Source organism: Sphingomonas daechungensis (genome assembly GCF_014489495.1).
In the GTDB taxonomy this organism is placed as follows: Bacteria; Pseudomonadota; Alphaproteobacteria; order Sphingomonadales; family Sphingomonadaceae; genus Sphingomicrobium; species Sphingomicrobium daechungense.
Genome location: NZ_CP060780.1, coordinates 1,125,780 through 1,147,030, shown reverse-complemented (window position 1 = coordinate 1,147,030; position 21,251 = coordinate 1,125,780). Strand labels below are relative to the sequence as shown.

The window sequence follows — 21,251 nt, the reverse complement described above, 5'->3', positions numbered from 1 at the left end:
GAGGACGAGTATGACTTACCGTTACTGGGTGATCGGCGGCGATTATCGCGACTGCCGCTTCACGGACCTCAAGCCGGGCACCGAGATCGTGCATGGTCCCTACGACAACGAGCTGAAGGCACGAACCGAGTGGCAGCGGCTCACTTTTCGGGATCATTGCGAGGCCACGACGCGCTATTCGATCTGCATGGAGCCGAATCGCGCATGAACTCTGTGATCGACCGGCCGCGGATCGTGGCCGAGGCCAGCCGGGTACCGGGGCGGGCGCAGTGCTCACCCCGGACGCTCTCGACCTCGTTGCAGAGCTGCACGAGCGCTTCGATTCGCGGCGGCGGCAGCAGCTCGACAAAAGGCTGGAAAGGCAGGCGCGGTTCGACGCCGGCGAACTTCCCGACTTCCGCGAGGACACGCGAGAGATCCGTGAATCGAACTGGTCTGTCGGCAGCAACCCGGCCGATCTGCAGGACCGCCGCGTCGAGATAACCGGCCCGACCAACGCCAAGATGGTGATCAATGCGCTCAATTCCGGCGCAAAGGTGTTCATGGCGGACTTCGAGGATGCGACCTCGCCGACCTGGGACGAGCTGATCACCGGCCAGGCGAACCTCAAGGCTTATTGGCTTGGGCGCCTTGGTTTTACCGATCCGGAAAGCGGCAAGGGCTACCAGGTCGGAGAGAATCCGGCGGTGCTGATGGTGCGCCCGCGCGGACTTCACCTGCCGGAAGATCATGTGACGGTCGACGGCGAGGTCGTCGCGGGCGCATTCTTCGATTTCGCGCTCTACGCCTGGCACAATGCCCGGGCGGCGCTGACCAAGGGTTCCGGGCCATATTTCTACATTCCGAAGCTCGAGAGCATGGAAGAGGCGGCGCTGTGGAGCGACATTTTCGCTCTGACTGAAGACCGGCTTCGCCTCGAACGCGGGACGATCAAGGCGACGATCCTGATCGAGACCATCCCGGCGGCGTTCGAGATGGAAGAGATCCTCTACGCGTTGAAGGAGAATATCGTCGGCCTGAACTGCGGCCGCTGGGACTATATCTTCTCGACCATCAAACGACTGGGCCGGAGCGCCGATCGCCTGACGCCCGACCGCTCGGCGATGACGATGGATAAGGCCTTTCTCGCGGCCTACTCGCTGCGGCTGATCGACACCTGTCATCGGCGCGGAGCCTTCGCGATGGGCGGCATGTCGGCTTTCATCCCGGTGAAGGGCGACGAGGGGGCGAACCGCGCAGCGATGGACAAGGTCCGCGCCGACAAGCTGCGCGAAGTCACCAACGGGCATGACGGCACCTGGGTCGCTCACCCGGCCTTGGTACCGGCTGCGCTGGAAGCGTTCGAGGCGATGACCGGTCCGAACCAGCTATCGAAGCGGCCGGACCGCGTTCCCGGCCGCGACGAGATGCTGGAGCTGCACACCGGCCCTCGCACCGAGCAGGGCGCCCGCGAAAACATCCGCGTCGGCGTGCAATATCTAGCCGCCTGGCTCGGCGGGAAAGGCGCGGTGCCGCTGTACAATCTGATGGAGGATGCGGCGACGGCGGAGATCAGCCGCGCCCAGCTATGGCAGTGGCTGCATTTCGAGGCTCCCCTAGACGACGGCCGCAAGTTCAACCGTGAACTGTTCGACGCGCTCTACGAGGAAGAGATTGGCCTATTGCAGGAAGTCGAAAACATCGCCGACGCCTCCGACCTGTTCCGCGAAATGGTCGTCTCAGACGACTTCGTCGAATTCCTGACCCTGCCGGCCTACGAGCTACTCGACTGAAGCAGCGCATAGTAAGCGGCGGCGCCTGAGCGCCCCGGCGGCACCGCCCGAGCCGATTACCGCGCCCGCTGTGCCTGAGGCTGCGACTGATAGGTTGAAGGCCGCTTCTGCGCCACCATCGGGAAGGTTTCGCCTCTGTGGTAGGTTACGGTTCCGCACATGAAGTCGCCCTTGGCGGACAGCTTGCCGTCGAACCGGACGTCGCCCTCGCGGGAGGCAACAATCAGTTGGATGCTTTTGCCGGCCAAGGTGACCTTGCGCAGGACAACGGGCGCGGTCCTCGCCGGTGCCAGCGATCCGCCATAGTCAGCGCCGACGAAGCCGATCGACATTAGCCCGAAGCTGAGCGTTCCGCGGGGAATCATGAGGAAATCCCAATGGCCGTGAATGTTCGGAGCCTCGTCGCCCGCCGTAACGGCTCCCGCGTCGCAGTCCACGGCGATCGACGGTGCGGCTTCGCTCGCTGCCGGCAGTAGAGCTGCACATACCAACGCAAGGCCTGCGATAATCCGATTCATTACTTCCTCCCTGTCGCCATAGCGGCGTTGTGGTGCTCGGTTGGCGGGTGGCGATGCCGGTCGACAACAGGGAAAGTCGTGAATAGCCTTCGATATTTCGTGACCGGTGGGCCGATGCAATTGGCGATGCGTGAATGGCGGCAGATGGGGAAATGGCGCGGGCCGATCAGTGCCTTCGCTATCGGCGCGCTGCTTGGAGTGACAGGTCCATTCGGATCGCAAACCGCACTCGCCCCGGCCGTGAAATATGCATTCTGGATGGACGTAGCGCTCGTCGGCTTTGGCGCCGCCGCCGCCGCCGGGCGAGTGCTTTCATCCGCTGCGTTGGGCGGGAAGCAGGCAACGCGGATCGTCGCCATAGCAGCCGCATCCGCGGTGCCCATGACCTTCTTCGTGGCGTGGGCCATGGGCGTGGTTCGACCAGGCAGAGCATTCAGTCCTCTGCAGTTGCTCGGCTTGTATCCGTACGTGGCGCTGGTGCAGCTGCTGATCGCCTGGCTCACATCTCCGGACAACTGGATGAGTGCGGCCGCACCCGTGGAACAGCCAGCCGCCGCTCCCGAATACCCGCCCGAGTTCGTGTCGAAGCTTCCGCCTGCCTTGCGCCGAGACATACTCGCGCTTGAGGCCGAGGATCATTACGTGCGTGTGCACACCCTCCACGGCTCGGCACTGGTCTTGATGCGGCTGGCGGACGCGGCGGCACTGATCGATTCCCGGCTGGGCCTTCGCGTGCACCGTAGCTGGTGGGTGGCCAAAGACGGTGTTCGCGTGCTGGAAAGAACGTCCGGACGAGCGATTGCCCGGCTGGTTGATGACACGGTAGTTCCAATCAGCAGGGCACATTTGTCGGCAGCGCGGACAGTTTTGACAGGTTAGTTCTGTCGGGACGCGAAATGTCCTTATGCCCGCTATCCGCCCAAAGCTGACAGCTAACCCGAAACGAAAAGGGCGCCGGAACCGAAGCTCCGACGCCCTTTCCTTTTTCTTCAGCGCTGAGGCTTAGGCCGCGGCCTTGTTGCCTTCGAGAGCCTTCTTCGCCTGAGCGATGATGGCACTGAACGCTTCGCCTTCGTGCATCGCGATGTCGGCCAGGACCTTCCGGTCGAGGTCGATGTTCGCAAGCTTGAGGGCGTGGATGAACTGCCCGTAGGTCAGGCCTTCCGCGCGGACCGCAGCGTTGATGCGCTGGATCCAGAGGGCGCGGAAGCTCCGCTTCTTCACCTTGCGGTCGCGGTAGGCGTACTGGCCTGCCTTCTCGACTGCCTGGCGGGCGATGCGGATCGTGTTCTTGCGACGGCCGTAATAGCCCTTCGCATTGTCGAGGATCCGCTTGTGCTTTGCGCGCGTGGTTACGCCGCGCTTGACGCGTGCCATGTCCCGCTACTCCTTACTTGAGGCCGTAGGGCGCCCAGAGCTTCACGCGCGCCGTATCGGCGTCGGCGAGAACATCTGTACCGCGGTTCTGGCGAATATATTTGGCGTTGTGGCTGATCAGGCGGTGGCGCTTGCCCGCGACACCATGCTTGATCTTGCCGGTCGCCGTGAGCTTGAAGCGCTTTTTCACGCCGCTCTTGGTCTTCAGCTTGGGCATTTCGTCTCCTTTGCGTCCCGAAAGACGCGACATAATCCAACCGCCACGGCATGCCTTTTGGCCGGGCCATCGGTCTTCCAATGATTTGGAAAGCTGGGCGCCTATAGAGAGGGCAGCCGTTTAAGGCAAGTTCCCAGGCCCAGGCCGAACGCCCGTCAGTCGAACAGGCTGGAGACGGAGCTTTCGTCGGCAATGCGGCGGACCGCCTCCGCCAGCAAGGGTGCGATCGTCAGGCGGCGAATCTTGTCGCCTTCGGTATCGGGCTCGCCGCTGTAGATGGAATCGGTGACCACCAACTCCTTGAGCTCCGAAGCGCCGACGCGAGCGGCGGCCCCGCCCGAAAGGACGCCGTGGGTGCAATAAGCGAAGACTTCCTCGGCGCCCTGCTGGCGGAGGGCTGCAGCAGCGTTGCAGAGAGTGCCGGCGCTATCGACGATGTCGTCGACGAGGATGCAGGTGCGGCCCTCGACGTCGCCGATGATGTTCATGACCTCGGACTCGCCGGCGCGTTCGCGCCGCTTGTCGACGATCGCCAGCGGGGCGTTGTCGAGCCGCTTGGCGAGGCCGCGAGCGCGAACCACGCCGCCGACGTCCGGCGATACGATCATCAGGTTTTTGTTCGAAAGGCGCGCCTGAATATCGGCCGCGATGACCGGAGCGGCGAACAAATTGTCGGTCGGAATGTCGAAGAAGCCCTGAATCTGGCCGGCGTGCAGGTCGACCGAGAGGACGCGGTTGGCTCCGGCGGTGGTAATCAGGTTGGCGACCAGCTTGGCCGAAATTGGCGTGCGCGGCCCGGGCTTCCGGTCCTGGCGGGCGTAGCCGAAATAGGGGACGACCGCGGTGATCCGCTTGGCCGACGCACGGCGGAGCGCGTCGATGCAAATCAGCAGTTCCATCAGATTGTCGTTGGCCGGATAGCTGGTGGACTGCAGGACGAAGACATCCTCGCCGCGCACGTTCTCGTTGATCTCGACGAAAATCTCCTCATCGGCGAAGCGGCGGACGCTCGCCTCCGTCAGCGGAATCTCGAGATAGTCGGCGATGGATCGGGCCAGCGGCGTGTTGCTGTTCCCGGCGAGAAGTTTCATCGGCTGTGCTTCCCCCTTGCGGTCTCATCGCCTTAGCGAGCGAGTCACGGTGCCGTAAAGGTTGCCGAGGGCTGCCCAGACGCTAAATCGCCCGCATGGCTGCCGAAGTGACCAATCGACTGAGCATTGCGCTCGCCCAGATGAACCAAAGGGTCGGCGACCTTGAGGGCAACGCCAGGGCGATCCTGGCAGTGCGCGATCGGGCGTCCGGCGCCGACCTGCTGATGGTGCCGGAGCTGCAGCTTACGGGCTATCCTCCCGAAGACCTCGTCCTCAAACCCGAATTTGTTCGGCGGACGATGGAAGCAGCCGAGCGATTGATCGACGCGACGGCCTCGCCCGGGCCGGCGCTGCTGTTCGGATCAATCCACAACGAGGGCGGCCTCGACTACAATGTGATGATCCTTGCGGAAGGCGGGCGGATGGTCGCGCGCCGGCTAAAGCGCGAGCTCCCGAACTACGGCACGTTCGATGAGAAGCGCGTCTTCGCGTCGGGGCCCTTGCCGGAACCGATCGAGTTTCGCGGCGTCAAAATCGGCGTCCCGATCTGCGAGGATATCTGGCAGGAGATCGTTTGCTCGCACCTCGCCGATGCCGGCGCGGAAATCCTGCTGGTGCCGAATGGCAGTCCCTACGAGCTGGACAAGGACGACAAGCGCGCCCTGCTCGTCCGTTCGCGGGTCACGATGACCGGCCTGCCGATGGCGTACCTCAACCGCGTCGGGGCCAGGATGAGTTGGTATTCGACGGTTCGTCGTTCATCATGCATCCCGACGGGGAGCGTGTGGTGCAGTTCCCGGACTGGGATGAGAAGCTGTTGCTGACCGAATGGAAGCGGGAAGCCGACGGCTGGGTCTGCGAGACGCAGGAAAGCCATGAGCTCGATCCGTTTCCCGAGGATGTCTACCGGGCGATGATGGTGGGCCTTCGCGACTACGTCGGGCGGAATGGCTTCCCCGGCGTGATCCTCGGGCTGTCCGGAGGAATCGACAGCGCACTTTCGGCGGCAATTGCGGTCGATGCTTTGGGCCCCGACAAGGTTTGGGGCGTGATGCTGCCCTCCAAGTATACGTCTGACGAAAGCCTGGAAGACGCACGCGAGTGCGCTCGACTGCTCGGCTGCCGCCATGACGTCATCTCCATCGCCCGGGGGTGAACGCGATGGACGAAGCGCTTGCCGAGGCGTTTGCCGGAACGATGCCCGGTCTGGCGGAGGAAAATATCCAGGCTCGTCTGCGAATGGTCGCGCTGATGGCCTTGTCGAACAAGTTCGGACCCATGCTGCTGACGACCGGCAACAAGAGCGAGATGAGCGTGGGCTATGCGACGCTCTACGGCGACATGTCGGGCGGCTACAACGTACTGAAGGACGCCTACAAGACGACCGTGTTCGCGCTATCGCGCTGGCGTAACCGCAATAGACCGGAGGGTGCGCTCGGGCCGGACGGACCTGTGATGCCGGCCAGCGTCATCACCAAGCCGCCAACGGCCGAGTTGCGTCCGGGACAGAAAGACGAGGACAGCCTCCCGCCCTATTCCGACCTCGACCGCATTCTCGAGGCCCTGATCGACAAGGAGATGTCGGTTCGGGAGACGGCAAACGCGACGGGCGAGCCGGAAGAGCTTGTCGCGAAGATGGAGCAACTCGTGCTCCGCGCGGAATACAAGCGGAGGCAGGCTCCGCCGGGCGTGAAGATCGGCGCGCGCAACTTCGGCCGCGACCGTCGCTACCCGATCAGCAACTTCTTCCACACCGGCTTGCCGAAGTGAGCGTCGTCACTCGCTTTGCGCCGTCGCCGACCGGGCGGCTCCACGTCGGCAATATCCGGACCGCGCTGCACAACTTCCTGTTCGCGCGAAAGCATCGCGGCAGGTTCCTGCTGCGGATCGACGACACCGATCGCGAGCGCAGCCGGAAGGAATTCGTCGAAGCCATCCGCGACGATCTTGGCTGGATGGGACTCGATCCGGACGCCGAGGTCCGCCAGTCGGAGCGGTTCGACCTTTACGAGCGCGAATTCGATCGGCTGAAGTCGGTGGGACGCGTCTATCCCTGCTACGAAACGCCGGGGGAGCTTGAGCTTCGCCGAAAGGTCCTGCTCGGGCGCGGCCTGCCGCCGGTTTATGAGCGGAAACCTGACAATGCGCCGGTCCCCGAAGGCCGCCGTCCGCACTGGCGCTTCCGGCTCGATCACGAGCGGCCGATAGAATGGACCGATCTTATCCGCGGTCCGCAGCGGTTCGATCCGAAGCTGCTGTCCGATCCGGTCGTCCGGCGGGAGGACGGCAGCTGGCTCTATTTGCTGCCGAGCGTGATCGACGACGTCGACCTTGGCATCACGCACATCGTGCGTGGCGAGGATCATGTCACCAACAGCGCCGCGCAGATCCAGATGTTCGAGGCGCTTGGAAGCGAGGCGCCGTCTTTTGCCCACGAGGCTTTGCTGGTCGCATCGGAAGGCAAATTGTCCAAGCGGCTGGGTTCCTACGGCGCCGAGCATCTTCGCGAGGAGGGCGTCGAGCCCATGGCGATGCTGTCGTTGCTGGCGCGGATCGGGACCTCGCAGCCGGTCGAGCCGATTGCGTCACTGGATGAACTGGCAAGCGATTTCGACTTCGCGCATTTCGGCCGGGCGCCGGCGCATTTCGATCCGCAGGAGGTCGAGCACCTCAATGCCCGCCTGCTGCACAAGCTGGACCATGATGCGGTCAAGGACAGATTGCCCGCGGACACGGCGGAGGAAGACTGGTTGCTACTGAGGCCGAACTTGGAACGGTTGTCCGATTTCCGGTCATGGTTCGATGTGCTGCGCGGCGACGTCGACGTGCCGGAGCTGGCGCATGATGAGCGCCTGCTCATGAAGGACGCCGCAGCGGTCGCCGAACGGCTGGATTGGACGCAGGAGCCTTGGCGCGCGCTGACCGCCGAGCTGAAGGCGACCTCTGGCAAGAAGGGGCGCGAGCTGTTCCATCCGCTGCGACTCGCGCTCACCGGGCGCGAGAGCGGTCCGGAAATGGCCGGCCTCATCGAGCGGATGGGCAAGAGCCTTACCCTGGAAAGACTCAAGGCCGCAGCCAAGCGCTGACTGGGGGTGGTGGACGACTTCGCAGAAACCACTTTGTAATAAGCATGTAATGTTGTAACATCCCTCGTGTTGCTCTTGAGAGAGGAGAGGGACATGCCAGTCTATGCCAGCCCACCAGGCTTCGTCGGCCAGCGCCAACATCCGCGTGCACTCGTCTTTATCGTTGGAATTCACGCCGTTGCGATTGCTGCGGTGATGACCGCGAAGATGGACTTGCCCACGCGCATTTTCGAGCCGCCGATCATCGTGGATCAGATTCCGATTCCGCCGGACCCGCCTCCGCAAAAGGTGCCGGAGCCGCCAAAGCGGAAGTCTCCGCCCAATTCGTCCATCGATCACACTCAGCCGCTGGTTCCCATTTCCAATCCACGCGGACCGAGTGTGGACCAGACTCCGATCCCGACCCTGCCCACGCCCGGTCCGATCGGAACCGGCCCGGAAGTCGTGCCAGTCCCGGTACCCGATCCGGTTTGGATTGCGGCGCGATTCATCACTCCGAACCGGCTGATCAAGCCGCCTTATCCCGCTGACAAGCAGCGGCTTGAGGAGGAGGCGACGCTTCGGCTGAAGCTGTCGATCGACGAACGCGGGCACGTCGTGGCCGTTGAACCGGTTGGAAAGGTGGACCGCTCCTTCTTCGAAGCAGCCCGCCGGCACCTGATTGCGAACTGGCGCTACAAGCCGGCGACCGAGGACGGCCATCCGGTCCCCTCGTCGACGGTAATCACCCTGTCGTTCCGGCTCGCATGAAAGAAAGGGCGCGGCGCCTTTCGGCACCGCGCCCTTTCCCACACTCAAGGGGTTTACTGAGCGTTCGTCGAATTGTCCGCCGCCGTTGCATTGTCAGCCGCGTTGGCATCGACCTCGTTGCCGACCGTCGCGTTCGCGTCGACCGTGTTGAGGTCGGTCGTGTTGAGATCCGCACCGGCATCCAGGTTCTCCGTCTCGAGCGAGACGTTCTCGACCGCCGTATTCTCTTCGCTGGCCGCGCCACCGCACGCGGCAAGGGCTGCCGCGGCGACCGCGACGCTGGCGATTTGGAAAAGCTTCATATTCAAAATCCTCCGCAACTTTCTTTATTGGGCCCCGCCCCCGAAATCTCGGATTGGCCCCGGCAGTGAACCTGCCGGGGCCCTAGGGAGTTGTCGGTTGCCGAGAACATCAAACGAGAAGATTCTTCTCAATTCGACTGCGCGCTCTGAAAACCGAACGCGACGCTACTCCCACCCCAGGGCCTTCATGGGCAAGAGGGAGACCAGAAATAGCGTGGATGTTGCCGCTAGGCTGCCGATAGACAGAAGAATCTTCTCAATTCCCGCCGAGGCGCGATTGAAACATGCCAAAGGCCGGCTTTAGCTCAGCGAGCGCGGGCCGGTCGCTGCGACTGGCACTCCCATGCCGCAGCGCCTACATTCGTCCCATGTCCTGGTTCCCGAAACCGGTTGGCCCACGCGCCGCCTTTGCCGATCTGCGCGCCTTCATGCGCCAGCGGAGCCGCGAGCAATTCATCGGCGCGGCCCTTGCCGTGCTGGTCACAGCCGTCATCGTTTTCGAATTCCTGATCGATTCGAGGATCAACACGGCTCCGCCGCAGCAGATCGTCTATGCTCAGAGCTGGAGCGCAGACCGCACCGATGCCGAGATCGTCGCCCAGCAAAAGGTCGACCAGGCCAAGAAGGACGCAGCGGCGAAGGAAAAGCAGCGCCAGTTCCAGAAATTGGAAAAGCAGCTCGGAATGTGAGCGGGCCGGGGGAACGCCAGACTCGCGGTTCATGGCGGAGGCGGTGCGGCTCGGTGAAGCCGCGCGTGGCCGGAGCGCCCCCAATCCCAACGTCGGCTGCGTCATCGTTTCCGGCAAAGGCGAAATCGTCGGTCGAGGATCGACGGCGGCCGGCGGCCGCCCGCACGCCGAAGCCGTCGCGCTTGCCCAGGCCGGATCGAAGGCGCGCGGATCGACGGTTTACGCAACGCTTGAACCTTGTGCGCACGAAAGCCCGCGCGGCCCGGCTTGCAGCGACCTGCTGGTCGAGGCCCGGCCGTCGCGTGTCGTCATCGCACTGAAGGACCCGGACCCTCGCGTGCTTGGTCGCGGCATCCAGAAACTCCGTGAAGCGGACATCGACGTAAAGATGGGCGTCGGCCGAAAGGCGGCGCGAGAATCGCTGTCGGGTTGGCTGACCCGGCTTGAACTCGGACGGCCCAGGATCACCCTTAAGCTGGCATTGTCGATCGACGGAAAGATCGCTCTTCCGTCCGGCGAGAGCAAATGGATCACCGGCGAGGATGCGCGGAAGCATGTGCATCTGGAGCGGGCGCACTCCGACATGATTCTGGTCGGGCGAGGGACATACCAGGCCGATGCGCCGCGCCTCGACGTACGTTTGCCGGGCTGGAGGACTGGTCGCCCCGGCGTGCACTCTTGACTCGCGGGACGCCGTCGCCGGATGGGAAATCCTTTCAAATCCGGCGGATGTCTATCGACTTCATGACGTCAATGACCTGCTCGTCGAAGGCGGATCGGCCACCGCGACCGCCTTCCTGGAGGCGGATTTGGTCGATCGCATCCTCATCTATCGCGCGCCGATCATCGTCGGCGAAGGCAAGTCGTCGTTCGGTTATGTCGGGCTGGACGCGATCGCCGACGCGCATGGGCTGTGGAGGCCAAGCGATGGCAGGCGTCTCGGCGTCGACCGGCTTGAAGTTTACGAGCGGGTGCGCGGAGCTTAAGCGGCAGTCATGTTCACGGGCATCGTCACCGACGTCGGGGAAGTGGTCAGCGCCGAGCAGCGCGGCGATCGGCGATTGCGAATTCGCACGGGGTACGACCTCTCGACCGTAGACCTTGGCGCTTCGATTGCCTGTTCGGGCGTCTGTCTGACGGTGGTCGACAAGGGCGACGACTGGTTCGCGGCCGATGTCTCGGCGGAAACGATCTCGCGAACTGCCGGGGACATGTGGAGTGAAGGTGCGCGGCTGAACCTCGAAAGGTCGCTGCGCATGGGCGACGAGCTGGGCGGGCATATCGTCACCGGCCATGTCGACAGCGTGGGCGAGGTCATCGACGTGTCGGCGGAGGGCGACTCGATCCGGATTGCCATTCGCGTCGACCGGGGCTTGGCGCCAGCAATCGCGAAGAAGGGCTCGATCTGCCTCGACGGCGTGTCCCTAACCGTCAACGATGTGACGGATGTGCGGGACGGGACGGAATTCTCGGTGAACATCATCCCGCACACTGCGAATGAGACGACGCTCGGTGGGCTGAAGCCGGGCCGACAGCTCAATGTCGAGATCGACGTCATTGCCCGCTATATCGATCGGATGCTCGCTGCTCGCTCACATTAGGAACAGCACTGTTCCTGCTATCCATCACATTGCAATGTGATTATGGGAGAGCGCCATGAGCACTACTCTCATCGATCGGCTCAACGCCATCATCGAAACCGGCGAGGTCAGCCGCGCCGCTCTTGCTCGAGCCGCCGGGCTGCATCCCAACTCCCTGCGAAAGCTCGGCCATTCCGACTGGAACCCGACCGCTGACACGCTCGGGCGCCTGGAGAAGCTGCTCCAGCGCGGAAACACCGAAGTGCTGGTCGGCACCGAGGCGATCATCGACGAAGCCCGGAATGGCAGGATGTTTATCCTCGTCGACGATGACGACCGCGAGAATGAGGGCGACCTCATCATTCCGGGACAGATGGCGACGCCCGAAGCGATCAACTTCATGGCTCGTCACGGACGCGGCCTGATCTGCCTCGCTCTGACGAAGGAGCGGGCCGACACGCTCGGCCTTCAGCCGATGGTCAACAATAACCGCAGCCGCAACGAGACTGCGTTCACCGTCTCAATCGAGGCACGGGAAGGCATTTCGACGGGGATCAGCGCCGCCGATCGCGCGCGCACGATCTCGGTCGCGATCGACGCATCGCATGGGCCCGATGACCTGGTTTCGCCTGGACACGTGTTTCCGCTCGTCGCCAAGCCGGGCGGCACTCTGGTCCGCGCTGGGCATACGGAAGCAGGCGTCGACATCTCGCGTCTCGCCGGCCTCAACCCGAGCGCAGTCATCTGCGAGATCATGCGTGACGATGGCAGCATGGCGCGACTGGACGACTTGATGGACTTCGCCCGCACCCACGGGCTGAAGATCGGCACCATCCGCGACCTGATCGCCTACCGGCTGAAGAAGGACCACATGGTCGAGCGCGCGGCATCGACTGCATTTCGCGCGCAGAGTGGAGCGGAATGGCAGGCGCAGGTCTTCCGCGACAAGGCGACCGGCGAAGAGCAGTTGGCTCTCGTGCACGGGGCGCTCGACGTGACGAAACCGGTGCTTGTTCGGATGCATAGTCTCGACCTTTTCGCCGACGTCCTTGGCGAGCGCAGCCCGCGCTCAGGGCTGCTCCGTGGCTCAATGCGGATGATCGAGCATGAAGGTTCGGGAGTGATCGTGGCGCTACATGCCGCGGCTCCCGGATCCCTGTCGCGTTCGGCGGACCTTCGCGCCGGTAGGCCGACCGAAGGACCCGCTCTCAGAAGCTATGGCATCGGCGCGCAGATCCTCGCGGCGTTGGGCATTCACGAGATGGTCTTGCTGTCCAACACGCATCAGTCCCCCGTCGGACTCTCTGGCTACGGGCTGGAGATTGTCGAGGAACGCGCGATTGAGACGGAGGACTGACGCCATGGCGACCATCTTGATCGTCGAGGCGCGCTTTTATCCGCACCTCAACGACAAGCTGCTCAACGGTGCCCGCAAGGCTATCGAGGACGCGGGGCACAATCATGAGACGCTCACCGTGCCCGGCGCGCTTGAGCTCCCGGCGGCGATTTCGCTAGCAGCCAAGAGCGGACGATATTGCGCGTTCGTTGCGCTCGGCGTCGTGATCCGGGGCGAAACCTATCATTTTGAGATCGTCGCCGAGGAGAGCGCTCGGGCGCTGATGGATCTGACGCTCGAAGGCTTCGCGATCGGCAACGGCGTCCTCACGGTTGAAAATGAGGAGCAGGCGATCGTCCGCGCCGATCCGGGCCAATTGGACAAGGGCGGCCACGCCGCTCGCGCCGCCCTCGCCTTGTTCGACCTTCGCGAGAAGTATGCGCCCTAAGCGGCTTCGACGCGATCCAACGTGGGATAATCGACGTAGCCGGCCGCGCCACCGGAGTAGAATGTCGAGGTATCGCCAGGGCTGAGCCGTGCGCCGAGCGCGATCCGCTCGGGCAAGTCCGGGTTGGAAATGAACGGCCGCCCGAAGCTGATCCCGTCAGCGATGCCTTCCGCCATGCGTTCCCGCGCGCTTGGGCCGTCATAATCGCTGTTGAGCAGGATCTTGCCGGAATAAAGCGGCCGCATGGCGGGGCTGACGGGCACCGTTGGGACGGCGCCCGCGGACGTCGGCTGATGGGCCTCGCGAAGCTCGATCCACGGCACGCCCAGCTTTTCCAGCCGGTGAGCAACCGCAGTGAACAGCGCGATCGGATCGGAATCGTCGACGCCCTGCGTGTAGACGTTCGGCGAGAAGCGGATGCCGACGCGCTCCATCCCGATCGCATCGCCGACGGCTTCCAGGACCTCGGTCATGAAGCGCAGGCGATTGTCGATTGAGCAGCCGTACTGGTCAGTGCGGAAGTTGGCGCTGTTGCGAAGGAATTGATCGACAAGGTAACCGTTGGCACCGTGAATCTGGACGCCGTCGAAGCCAGCGGCGATCGCATTTCGCGCGGCCGTGGCGTAATCCCGATGATCCGCTGGATGTCGGCGAAGCTGGCGGCCCGAGCTGCGACGTAGGGCTTCTTTCCTTCATAAGTGTGAGCGAAATCGGGGGCCGTCGTGCACGATGCGCTGACGGGCTGGCCGCCACCCAGATCCGGGTGAACGAGACGGCCCATGTGCCAAAGCTGCGCAACGATCCGTCCCTTGGAGCGGTGGACGGCGTCGGTCACCAGCTTCCAGCCCTCGACCTGGTCGTCGTTCCACAAGCCGGGCGCGTTTGGCCAGCCGAGGCCTTCGCGGCTGATGCCTGTGGCTTCGGATATGATCAGGCCGGCACTCGCCCGCTGGGCATAGTAAGCCGCCATCAAAGCATTCGGCACGCCGTCCTTGCCCGAGCGAGCGCGAGTGAGCGGAGCCATGACAATTCTGTTGGCCAGGTCGAATGCGCCGAACTCGAGGGATCGAATAGATTGGACATCAGAGTCCTTCCAAACTGGTTGTGCCTCTCCGGCAGCCCACGGCTCAAATAGTTGTGCTCGCTATCCGTTCAATTCTGATTCTCACTGACATTCCATAAGGCCAGCTTATGAGCATCGTTTGACGTTCACACTTTCGCCGGCGTGGTGAAGGGCCTAATCCACGTCCCGTGAAGCGCTCCGATCATCATCCGTTCGCATTCGCCGCGCTCCTGTTCGGAAGCAGTGCGCTTGCGGTCGGTCCCTGGCTCGTTCGCCTGACCGGCGTGGGTCCGGTCGCAGCCGGCTTCTGGCGCCTGTCGCTGGCCTTGCCGTTCCTGTTTGCGATCGCGAAGTTTGCCGGCCAGCCGGTGCACTGGCCGGGCCGGGCGCTGGGGACGATCATCGCCTTCGCGGCATTTTTCTTCGCCGCCGACCTCGCCGCCTGGCACCTCGGAATCCACATGACCAAGCTCGGCAACTCGACATTGTTTGGAAACGTCGCGAGCTTTGCCTTCGCCGGCTGGGGCCTCTGGCTGGCGCGGAGCTGGCCTTCGAAGATCCAGGGCGCGTCCCTGATCCTGGCGGCACTCGGTGCGGTTTTGCTGATGGGAAGCAGCGCCGAACTATCGCTTCGGAACGTCCAGGGCGACATGCTCTGCCTTGCGGCCGGGCTGCTCTACGCCGGCTATCTAATTTCGGTCGAGCGGGCCCGCGAGACGCTTGCGCCATTGCCGCTGCTGTTCCTGTCCAGCGCGATGGGCGCGGCCATGCTGCTGCCTTTCTCGTTCCTGCTTGGAGAGACCATTGTCCCCAGCGATTGGACGTTTGTGATCATCCTGGCGATCAGCAGCCAGGTGATCGGGCAAGGCTTGCTTGTCTACGCGATCGGCGCCCTGTCGCCGCTTGTCGTCGGACTGACCCTGCTCACCCAACCGGCGATCTCGGCCTTTATCGGGTGGACGGTCTATGGCGAGACGCTATCGCCACTTGACTGGGTGGGGGCTCTAGCCATCGCCGCCGCGCTCATCCTGGTGCGATTGCCGAAGCGGGACTTGCAACCTGCGGCGCAAGGGGCGAGTTGAGCCCAAATGGAGCAGCCAAGCCCACTCAAGCAGATCCGCGATACCCTCGCGCTTGCCGTCGGCGAGAATGCGGTGTTCGACGGCTGGACCCAGGCGGCGGTCGATTCCGCGGCGGCGCAGCTCGGGATCGATCCGGACCAAGCCCGGCTGGCTGTACCCAAGGACCAGGCCGGCAAGATTGACACCTACATCAGCGCGGTGGACCAGGAACTCGAGGCGTGGTTCACGCCGGAGCGCCTGCAGGGCCTCAAGATTCGCGAGAAGATCCGCGGCCTTATCTGGAAGCGGCTGGAAATCATGGCTCCGGCGCGAGAGGCAGTGCGGCGCGCGCTGTCAATCCTGGCCATGCCGCAGAATCTGCCAACGGGGCTCAAGTCGGCTTGGCGCACCGCGGACACCATGTGGCGGATCGCGGGCGATACCAGCACCGATTTCAATCATTACACCAAGCGCATGACCCTCAGCGGCGTTTATGGATCGACGCTCCTCGTCTGGATCAACGACGAGACGGAAGGCTGGATGGAAACCTCCGCATTCCTCGATCGACGGATCGAGGACGTCATGCAGTTCGAAAAGTTCAAGGCGCAGTGGAAGGGCCAGGAGCACTTCAGCGTCACGCGTTTTCTGGGTCGGCTCCGCTACCCGGCTCGCTAGTGCGGCAAGCCCTTACGTAATACGCCCTATGGCGTGTCGCGCTCGTTATTGATAATCACTTGCAACATGACGGCGCACTTCAAACCGGAGTCGATCTCGCTCGACCAGCTCGAGGTCGGGTCGCGTGCGTCGATTGCCTCTATCGACTGGGACGCGCTTGAAGCCGGCGAATCCGCGCGTCTGAAGCATTTCGGGTTCGATGAGGGGGTCGTCGTTGAGCCGCTGCACTTCGGTCCGTTTGGCCGAGATCCGTTGGCTATTCGCGTCGGCCGGATGACCGTCGCCATCCGCCGCAGCCATGCTCGCGCCGTGCGCGTGACTCTCCCGCAGTAGGATTGCCATGACCCCGCTTCCGCTCGTCGCGGTTGCCGGCAGCCCCAATGCCGGAAAGAGCGCCTTGTTCAATGCTCTCACGGGCGCCCGGCAGAAGGTCGGCAATTATCCAGGCGTCACGGTCGAGCGCCATTCCGGACGCCTGACCCTCGCCGATGGCCGACCGGTCGAGCTGGTCGATCTTCCGGGCGCTTACAGCCTGGATCCCGCCAGCCCCGACGAGGCGGTGACCCGCGACGTCCTGCTCGGCAAGCAGAAAGGCGAGCGGACGCCTGACGCCTTGGTGATCGTGGTCGACGCGTCGAACCTCGATAGCCACCTCCGCTTCGCGCTGCAGCTGATTGAGCTCGGCCTCCCGACCATCGTCGCGCTGAACATGGTCGACCTTGCCAAGCGGGACGGCCTTGAGCTGGACCCGAAGCGGCTTGAGACCGAGCTCGGTGTCCCGGTGATCGAGACGGTCGCCGTCCGCAAGCGCGGCCTGCCCGAGTTGCAGGCGGCTCTCGACGACATGCTATCGGCGCCGCGTTGCGCGGTGAACGAACGGGTGCCTTCGGAACTCATTCAGCTCCAACGCCGTGCTCGCGATATCGCAAAGGCGGCGGTGGTCAGCGAAAGTCCGACGCGTCGCTGGACCCACCGGCTGGACAGTGTCCTGCTGCATCCGGTCGCGGGCCCGGTAATTCTTGCCGCCATCCTGTTCGTCATGTTCCAGGCGGTTTTCGCGTGGAGCGAGATCCCGGTCGGCTGGATCGAAAGCGGCATGGCACTGCTCGCGTCGGCCGCGACGGACGTGATCCCGGCGGGCGTGCTGCAGTCGCTAATCGTGGACGGCGTGATCGGCGGCGTCGGCGCGGTCGTAGTCTTCCTGCCGCAGATCCTGATCCTGTTCCTCTTCATCCTGATGCTGGAAGCGAGCGGCTACATGGTCCGCGCCGCCTTCATCATGGACAAGTTGATGCACGGCGCCGGGCTGTCCGGACGCGCGTTCATTCCGCTGCTGTCGAGCTTTGCCTGCGCGGTGCCGGGGATCATGGCCACGCGGACGATCGACAATCCGAAGGACCGTCTGACGACCATCCTGGTCGCGCCGCTGATGACCTGTTCCGCGCGGCTGCCAGTCTACACCCTGATCATCGCGGCCTTCATTCCCGACCGCGCGGTCGGACCGGGTATCGGCCTGCAAGGCCTGGTCATGTTCGGGCTGTACGTGGCAGGCGTCGTCGGCGCCTTGCTTGCCGCGTTGACGCTTCGCCGGACCATTACCAAAGGCGGCGGCGGGCGTTCATGATGGAGCTTCCGAAGTATCAGATGCCGCGCCTGAAGGACGTCGTCCTCGGACTCTATCAGCGCGCGATCATCTTTCTGAAACGTGCGGGCACGATCATCCTTGGCACCACCATCTTGCTGTGGGCGCTGGCAAGCTTTCCGCAGGCCAAGCCGGGTGAAAGCCAGGTCGACGTGTCGATCGCCGGCAGGATTTCCGATGGCATCTACGTTCTGGTGAAGCCGATCGGCTTCAACCGCGACATCTCGCTCGCATTGCTTCCAGCCATGGCCGCGCGCGAAGTTGCGGTCAGCGCCATTGCCACCGTCTACTCAATTGATGCGAGCGATGAGGAAGCAGCGGCGAAGCCGCTCGCCGAACGGTTGCAGGGACGCTGGTCGCTGGCGACCGCGCTCGCCTTCCTCGCCTGGTTCGTCTTCGCCCCTCAATGCATCTCGACCATCGCCGTCACGCGGCGCGAAACGAACGGCTGGAAGTGGCCGCTCTTCATGGTCAGCTATCTTTTCGTGCTGGCTTATGTCGCCGCCGGATTGACCTACTGGACGGCGGTCGCGCTGGGTTTATAGCGACTCTCCAAGACACGAAGGAGAGTGACATGGCGGGCGTGAACAAGGTGATCCTGGTCGGCAATCTCGGCGCGGATCCGGAAGCCCGTTCATTGAACAATGGCGGCGAGGTCGTGAACCTTCGCGTTGCCACTTCCGAGAACTGGAAGGACCGCGACGGCAACCGTCAGGAGCGGACCGAATGGCACCAGGTCGTCATCTTCAACGAGAACCTCGGCCGCGTCGCGAAGAGCTACTTGAAGAAGGGCTCGAAGGTCTATCTCGAAGGCCAGCTCCAGACCCGCAAGTGGACCGACCAGTCCGGCAACGACAAGTATACGACCGAGATTGTGCTTCAGCGTTTCCGCGGTGAGCTGGTCCTGCTCGACAGCCGTGGTGAAGGCGGCGGATCGGGCGGCGCATTCGGCGGCGGCGGTTACGGCGATGACTTCGGTGGCGGGAGCAGTGGCGGCGGCTCACAGCGCCAGCAGCGTCCGCAGCCGGCCGCGTTCGACAGCGACCTAGACGACGACGTTCCTTTCTAGGAGTCGCTCCGCTTCGGCTTGGCGAGCGCCGCAAACGGCCCCGCCTCCGCTTCACTGAGGACGCCTGCTTCCTTGAGCGCGGCCTCGGCCCCTGCACTGCGCGGATAAGGGTCGAGTCCGAGAGCCAGCGTATCCGCGATCGCACTGCCGAGATCGATGGCTGAACCGTCGTGAAAGACGACGTCGCAATCGGCTTCGACCAGTTCAACCTCCTCCTCCGACCCATCGGCGGCCGGCTCGGGCAGGAAATAGATGTCGAAGGCCTCGTCGATCCGGGCATCGACGGGTTCATCTGTCACCACGCAGCTCTGGCAAAGGCTTGCCTTCAGCCGTCCGCGGGCCCGGACGATCTCGCCTTTCCGGTCGAGCACCGCGTGCGCTTCGAGGCGCTCCAGTCCGCGGAGGCCGAGCCGTTCTGCGACGCCTGCTCGCTCGGACTCGTCAGCGCTGAGGTCGACTCGTTCGCCGTCGCGAATCTGGTTGAGCGGGAGCCGGTGGGCGAAGTCGTCGGTCATCCAATCTTCCCGTCGATCAAGTCCTCGACCCGCGACTCTTCGATGCGGGCCCAGAATATCCGCAGGGCCGATTCGCTGAAATCCAGCGCCTCCGTCGCCACGGTCTCATCCAGATAGACGCTGCGGCGGAGCTCCGCGCCCCACGTTTCCGTTGTCGCGACCAGCTTGCCCAGCGATCGGCCCGTCCAGCGACTGCGCCGACCAGCTGGCGAACCTGCTTGCCCAACGTCGGGTCGCCCGTCCCCATCTCGCGGATCTCGGCGTCGAGCGATTCGACGAGGCGCTCGGTCAGCGCCGTGCCTGCGTCCTTGCCCGGCTCGCCGTCGCGATCGAGCCTCACCATCAGCAGCGCGACGATCGTTGCCAGCACCGCGAATCGGCCGTTCACGGTGTCGGGGACCTGGCCCCGAAGGTACCAATCCGGCCGGCGAGCCTCTGCAACCGCGAGGCGGAACAAGGCTTGGCCGCGCTTCGGCTCGTCCGTTAATCTGGCGAACAGGGCGCGGAACATAGAACTCCTCTTGGCTCGAGCTTGCGTGTAGGGCTTGCGGCCCTTGGGGCGAGCCGCATATTGAGGCCACCCTGCGGTTGCGCAAGCCAACTGCCGGATATTGGGAGAAGGTCCAATCATGAAGTCTGCGGTTTTCAAAGGCGCGGTCGCCTGCATGGCGGCGACGATGCTGACCGGATGCGGCGGCATCACCGTGCGCGAGCACCGTGGCTATGTGGTGGACGAACAGCTGACCTCCGGCATCGCCGTCGGAACCGACAACAAGGCGTCGGTGCAGAAGACGCTCGGCGACCCGACCTTTACCGGCACGTTCGATCAGAACGACTGGTATTATGTCGCGCGCGACACCCGCGCCTTCGCCTTCCGCAATCCGAAGGTGACCGACCAGACCGTCATTCACGTCCGCTTCGATCCCGCCGGCAACGTCGCCTCGGTCGAGCAGACGGACGAGAAGCTGATCGCCTCTATCAGGCCGTCCGGCGATCGCACCCCGACGCTCGGCCGCGAGCGCAGCTTCTTCCAGGAGCTGTTCAACAATATCGGCACGATCAGTCAGCCAGGCCTGCCGGGCAGCCAGCGACAGTAATCTTTCTAACGGCCGCGCTTTCGCTTAGGCGAGGCGAATGACCGCTACGCCCGCCGGCATGACCTATGCCGATTATCTGGCCCTGGACACATTGCTCGGCGCGCAGAAGCCGCTGTCGGACCTGCACGATGAGATGCTCTTCATCGTCATCCACCAGACCAAGGAGCTCTGGCTGAAGCAGATGCTTCACGAGGTCGACCTTGCGATCGGCCTGGTGGACGAGGACCGCTTTGCGCCGGCTTACAAGGCGATGTCGCGGATCAGCCGGATCCAGTCGGTGATGACGCTTTCCTGGGACGTGCTGTCGACCCTCACGCCGGTCGATTACATGGCGTTTCGCCATGTGCTTGGGACGTCGTCCGGCTTCCAGTCGGCGCAATTTCGTGAGCTTGAATTCAAGCTGGGCCTCAAGAACCCCGCCTTCCTCGAATATCACAAGGACATTCCGGACGCGTCGGCGCGCCTCAAGGCGGCGTTGGAAGGGCAGAGCCTTCGAGAAGCGAGCCATGCGGCGCTCCAGCGCGCCGGCTTCGACCTTGGCGACGGATCGGACGATGCAGTCTCTGCCGCTTGGCTAGAGGTCTATCGCGATGCCGACCGCTGGTTCGATCTTTATCAACTGGCCGAAAAGCTGGTCGATATCGACGATGCCTTGTCGATGTGGCGGTTCAAGCATGTGCTGACGGTCGAGCGGATCATCGGCAACAAGCCCGGGACCGGCGGTTCGGCCGGAGCGCCCTACCTGCGCTCGACACTCGACAAGCGGGCCTTTCCCGAACTCTGGTCGCTGAGGACGGCGCTCTGAGCTTCAAGCCCCTGTTCGCGCGAAGCCTCGGCGCCAATCCGGATCGGCTGCACCTGGCAGCGCACAGCCATCACCTGTGGCCCGACGCGAGCTTCGAAGGACAGGTCGAATGCTGGGAGGATGCGGCGACGCTGGCCGACCGCAAATGGGACCGGATC

General features: G+C 63.8%; 24 protein-coding genes and 3 pseudogenes. 19 read left to right on the top strand and 8 right to left on the bottom strand.

The genetic code is table 11. From position 1 onward, the window contains the following. Window positions 1–10 precede the first annotated feature (10 nt). Together H9L15_RS06100 and aceB are read left to right on the top strand one after the other, a co-directional pair. Window positions 11–208 (top strand): DUF4170 domain-containing protein, encoded by a 198-nt coding sequence (locus H9L15_RS06100; RefSeq protein WP_187715530.1) that lies wholly within the window; start codon window positions 11–13, stop codon window positions 206–208. A 61-nt stretch (window positions 209–269) separates the two neighbouring features. Next, window positions 270–1,772: a malate synthase A gene (aceB, locus tag H9L15_RS06095; RefSeq protein ID WP_223276559.1), complete on the top strand. Its 1,503-nt coding sequence runs from the start codon at window positions 270–272 to the stop codon at window positions 1,770–1,772. A gap of 56 nt (window positions 1,773–1,828) precedes the next feature. On the opposite strand, the gene H9L15_RS06090 is transcribed toward aceB, so the two are convergent. Continuing rightward, window positions 1,829–2,290 carry a hypothetical protein gene (locus tag H9L15_RS06090; protein ID WP_187715529.1) on the bottom strand — a complete coding sequence of 154 codons (462 nt, stop codon included), beginning with the start codon at window positions 2,288–2,290 and terminating at the stop codon, window positions 1,829–1,831. 78 nt (window positions 2,291–2,368) lie between these two features. On the opposite strand from H9L15_RS06090, the gene H9L15_RS06085 reads away from it, so the two are divergent. Next, on the top strand, window positions 2,369–3,169 hold the full coding sequence (locus H9L15_RS06085) for a LytTR family DNA-binding domain-containing protein (RefSeq protein ID WP_187715528.1): 801 nt from the start codon (window positions 2,369–2,371) through the stop codon (window positions 3,167–3,169). Between the two features lie 123 nt (window positions 3,170–3,292). Here H9L15_RS06085 and rplT read toward each other — a convergent pair whose 3' ends face one another. The 3 genes from rplT to H9L15_RS06070 all read right to left on the bottom strand — a co-directional run bounded on the left by rplT (window position 3,293) and on the right by H9L15_RS06070 (window position 4,975). Then, complete coding sequence (gene rplT / locus H9L15_RS06080; RefSeq protein ID WP_187715527.1) at window positions 3,293–3,667, bottom strand: 50S ribosomal protein L20; 375 nt, start codon at window positions 3,665–3,667, stop codon at window positions 3,293–3,295. Between the two features lie 13 nt (window positions 3,668–3,680). Next, complete coding sequence (gene rpmI, locus H9L15_RS06075; protein WP_187715526.1) at window positions 3,681–3,884, bottom strand: 50S ribosomal protein L35; 204 nt, start codon at window positions 3,882–3,884, stop codon at window positions 3,681–3,683. Between the two features lie 155 nt (window positions 3,885–4,039). Beyond that, entirely contained in the window at window positions 4,040–4,975 is a 936-nt protein-coding gene (locus tag H9L15_RS06070) for a ribose-phosphate pyrophosphokinase (RefSeq protein WP_187715525.1), read from the bottom strand. 107 nt (window positions 4,976–5,082) lie between these two features. Between H9L15_RS06070 and H9L15_RS06065 the strand changes: the two are divergent. From H9L15_RS06065 to H9L15_RS06055, 3 genes and pseudogenes are all read left to right on the top strand, one after another. Continuing rightward, window positions 5,083–6,745, top strand: a pseudogene (locus H9L15_RS06065) (NAD+ synthase). Beyond that, the gene (gene gltX, locus H9L15_RS06060) at window positions 6,742–8,061 is read left to right on the top strand and encodes a glutamate--tRNA ligase (protein ID WP_187715524.1); all 1,320 of its coding nucleotides are present in this window, start codon (window positions 6,742–6,744) and stop codon (window positions 8,059–8,061) included. Before H9L15_RS06065 ends, gltX begins: the two are co-directional and overlap by 4 nt. 93 nt (window positions 8,062–8,154) lie before the next feature. Then, a complete protein-coding gene (locus tag H9L15_RS06055; protein ID WP_187715523.1) occupies window positions 8,155–8,811 on the top strand; it encodes an energy transducer TonB in 657 nt (218 codons plus the stop codon). Window positions 8,812–8,864: 53 nt separating this feature from the next. Here the strand turns inward: H9L15_RS06055 and H9L15_RS06050 are convergent, their stop codons facing one another. After that, window positions 8,865–9,113, bottom strand: coding sequence for a hypothetical protein (locus tag H9L15_RS06050; RefSeq protein WP_187715522.1), 249 nt, complete (start codon window positions 9,111–9,113; stop codon window positions 8,865–8,867). A gap of 368 nt (window positions 9,114–9,481) precedes the next feature. Here H9L15_RS06050 and H9L15_RS06045 point away from each other — a divergent pair, with 368 nt between their 5' ends. The 5 genes and pseudogenes from H9L15_RS06045 (at window position 9,482) to ribH (ending at window position 13,166) form a co-directional block, all read left to right on the top strand. Next, the gene (locus tag H9L15_RS06045) at window positions 9,482–9,802 is read left to right on the top strand and encodes a hypothetical protein (RefSeq protein ID WP_187715521.1); all 321 of its coding nucleotides are present in this window, start codon (window positions 9,482–9,484) and stop codon (window positions 9,800–9,802) included. Window positions 9,803–9,833: 31 nt separating this feature from the next. Then, window positions 9,834–10,788, top strand: a pseudogene (gene ribD / locus H9L15_RS06040) (bifunctional diaminohydroxyphosphoribosylaminopyrimidine deaminase/5-amino-6-(5-phosphoribosylamino)uracil reductase RibD). Window positions 10,789–10,797: 9 nt separating this feature from the next. Next, window positions 10,798–11,403, top strand: a complete 606-nt coding sequence (locus tag H9L15_RS06035; protein WP_187715520.1) for a riboflavin synthase — start codon at window positions 10,798–10,800, stop codon at window positions 11,401–11,403. Between the two features lie 55 nt (window positions 11,404–11,458). After that, window positions 11,459–12,739, top strand: coding sequence for a 3,4-dihydroxy-2-butanone-4-phosphate synthase (gene ribB / locus H9L15_RS06030; RefSeq protein WP_187715519.1), 1,281 nt, complete (start codon window positions 11,459–11,461; stop codon window positions 12,737–12,739). Window positions 12,740–12,743: 4 nt separating this feature from the next. Further along, on the top strand, window positions 12,744–13,166 hold the full coding sequence (gene ribH, locus H9L15_RS06025) for a 6,7-dimethyl-8-ribityllumazine synthase (RefSeq protein WP_187715518.1): 423 nt from the start codon (window positions 12,744–12,746) through the stop codon (window positions 13,164–13,166). Here the strand turns inward: ribH and H9L15_RS06020 are convergent. Further along, a pseudogene (locus tag H9L15_RS06020) lies at window positions 13,163–14,249 on the bottom strand (alkene reductase). The gene ribH and the pseudogene H9L15_RS06020 sit on opposite strands and share 4 nt — an antisense overlap. Window positions 14,250–14,417: 168 nt before the next feature. Here H9L15_RS06020 and H9L15_RS06015 point away from each other — a divergent pair. From H9L15_RS06015 to ssb, 6 genes are all read left to right on the top strand, one after another. Continuing rightward, window positions 14,418–15,311 carry a DMT family transporter gene (locus H9L15_RS06015; protein WP_187715517.1) on the top strand — a complete coding sequence of 298 codons (894 nt, stop codon included), beginning with the start codon at window positions 14,418–14,420 and terminating at the stop codon, window positions 15,309–15,311. 6 nt (window positions 15,312–15,317) lie between these two features. After that, window positions 15,318–15,965, top strand: coding sequence for a COQ9 family protein (locus H9L15_RS06010; RefSeq protein ID WP_187715516.1), 648 nt, complete (start codon window positions 15,318–15,320; stop codon window positions 15,963–15,965). 66 nt (window positions 15,966–16,031) lie between these two features. Further along, entirely contained in the window at window positions 16,032–16,298 is a 267-nt protein-coding gene (locus tag H9L15_RS06005) for a FeoA family protein (protein ID WP_187715515.1), read from the top strand. A gap of 7 nt (window positions 16,299–16,305) precedes the next feature. Then, the gene (gene feoB / locus H9L15_RS06000) at window positions 16,306–17,589 is read left to right on the top strand and encodes a ferrous iron transporter B (protein ID WP_398286766.1); all 1,284 of its coding nucleotides are present in this window, start codon (window positions 16,306–16,308) and stop codon (window positions 17,587–17,589) included. Further along, entirely contained in the window at window positions 17,586–18,152 is a 567-nt protein-coding gene (locus tag H9L15_RS20230) for a nucleoside recognition domain-containing protein (RefSeq protein WP_398286764.1), read from the top strand. Before feoB ends, H9L15_RS20230 begins: the two co-directional genes overlap by 4 nt. A gap of 29 nt (window positions 18,153–18,181) precedes the next feature. After that, complete coding sequence (ssb, locus tag H9L15_RS05995; protein ID WP_187715514.1) at window positions 18,182–18,676, top strand: single-stranded DNA-binding protein; 495 nt, start codon at window positions 18,182–18,184, stop codon at window positions 18,674–18,676. Here the strand turns inward: ssb and H9L15_RS05990 are convergent. Continuing rightward, complete coding sequence (locus tag H9L15_RS05990; RefSeq protein WP_187715513.1) at window positions 18,673–19,191, bottom strand: YceD family protein; 519 nt, start codon at window positions 19,189–19,191, stop codon at window positions 18,673–18,675. The two genes, ssb and H9L15_RS05990, sit on opposite strands and share 4 nt — an antisense overlap. 16 nt (window positions 19,192–19,207) lie before the next feature. Then, on the bottom strand, window positions 19,208–19,702 hold the full coding sequence (locus tag H9L15_RS05985; protein ID WP_187715512.1) for a ubiquinol-cytochrome C chaperone family protein: 495 nt from the start codon (window positions 19,700–19,702) through the stop codon (window positions 19,208–19,210). Window positions 19,703–19,856: 154 nt separating this feature from the next. Here H9L15_RS05985 and H9L15_RS05980 point away from each other — a divergent pair, with 154 nt between their 5' ends. Both H9L15_RS05980 and H9L15_RS05975 read left to right on the top strand, forming a co-directional pair. Then, window positions 19,857–20,288: an outer membrane protein assembly factor BamE gene (locus H9L15_RS05980; protein ID WP_187715511.1), complete on the top strand. Its 432-nt coding sequence runs from the start codon at window positions 19,857–19,859 to the stop codon at window positions 20,286–20,288. Window positions 20,289–20,325: 37 nt separating this feature from the next. Continuing rightward, window positions 20,326–21,093 carry a tryptophan 2,3-dioxygenase gene (locus H9L15_RS05975; protein ID WP_223276558.1) on the top strand — a complete coding sequence of 256 codons (768 nt, stop codon included), beginning with the start codon at window positions 20,326–20,328 and terminating at the stop codon, window positions 21,091–21,093. Window positions 21,094–21,251: the final 158 nt, after the last annotated feature.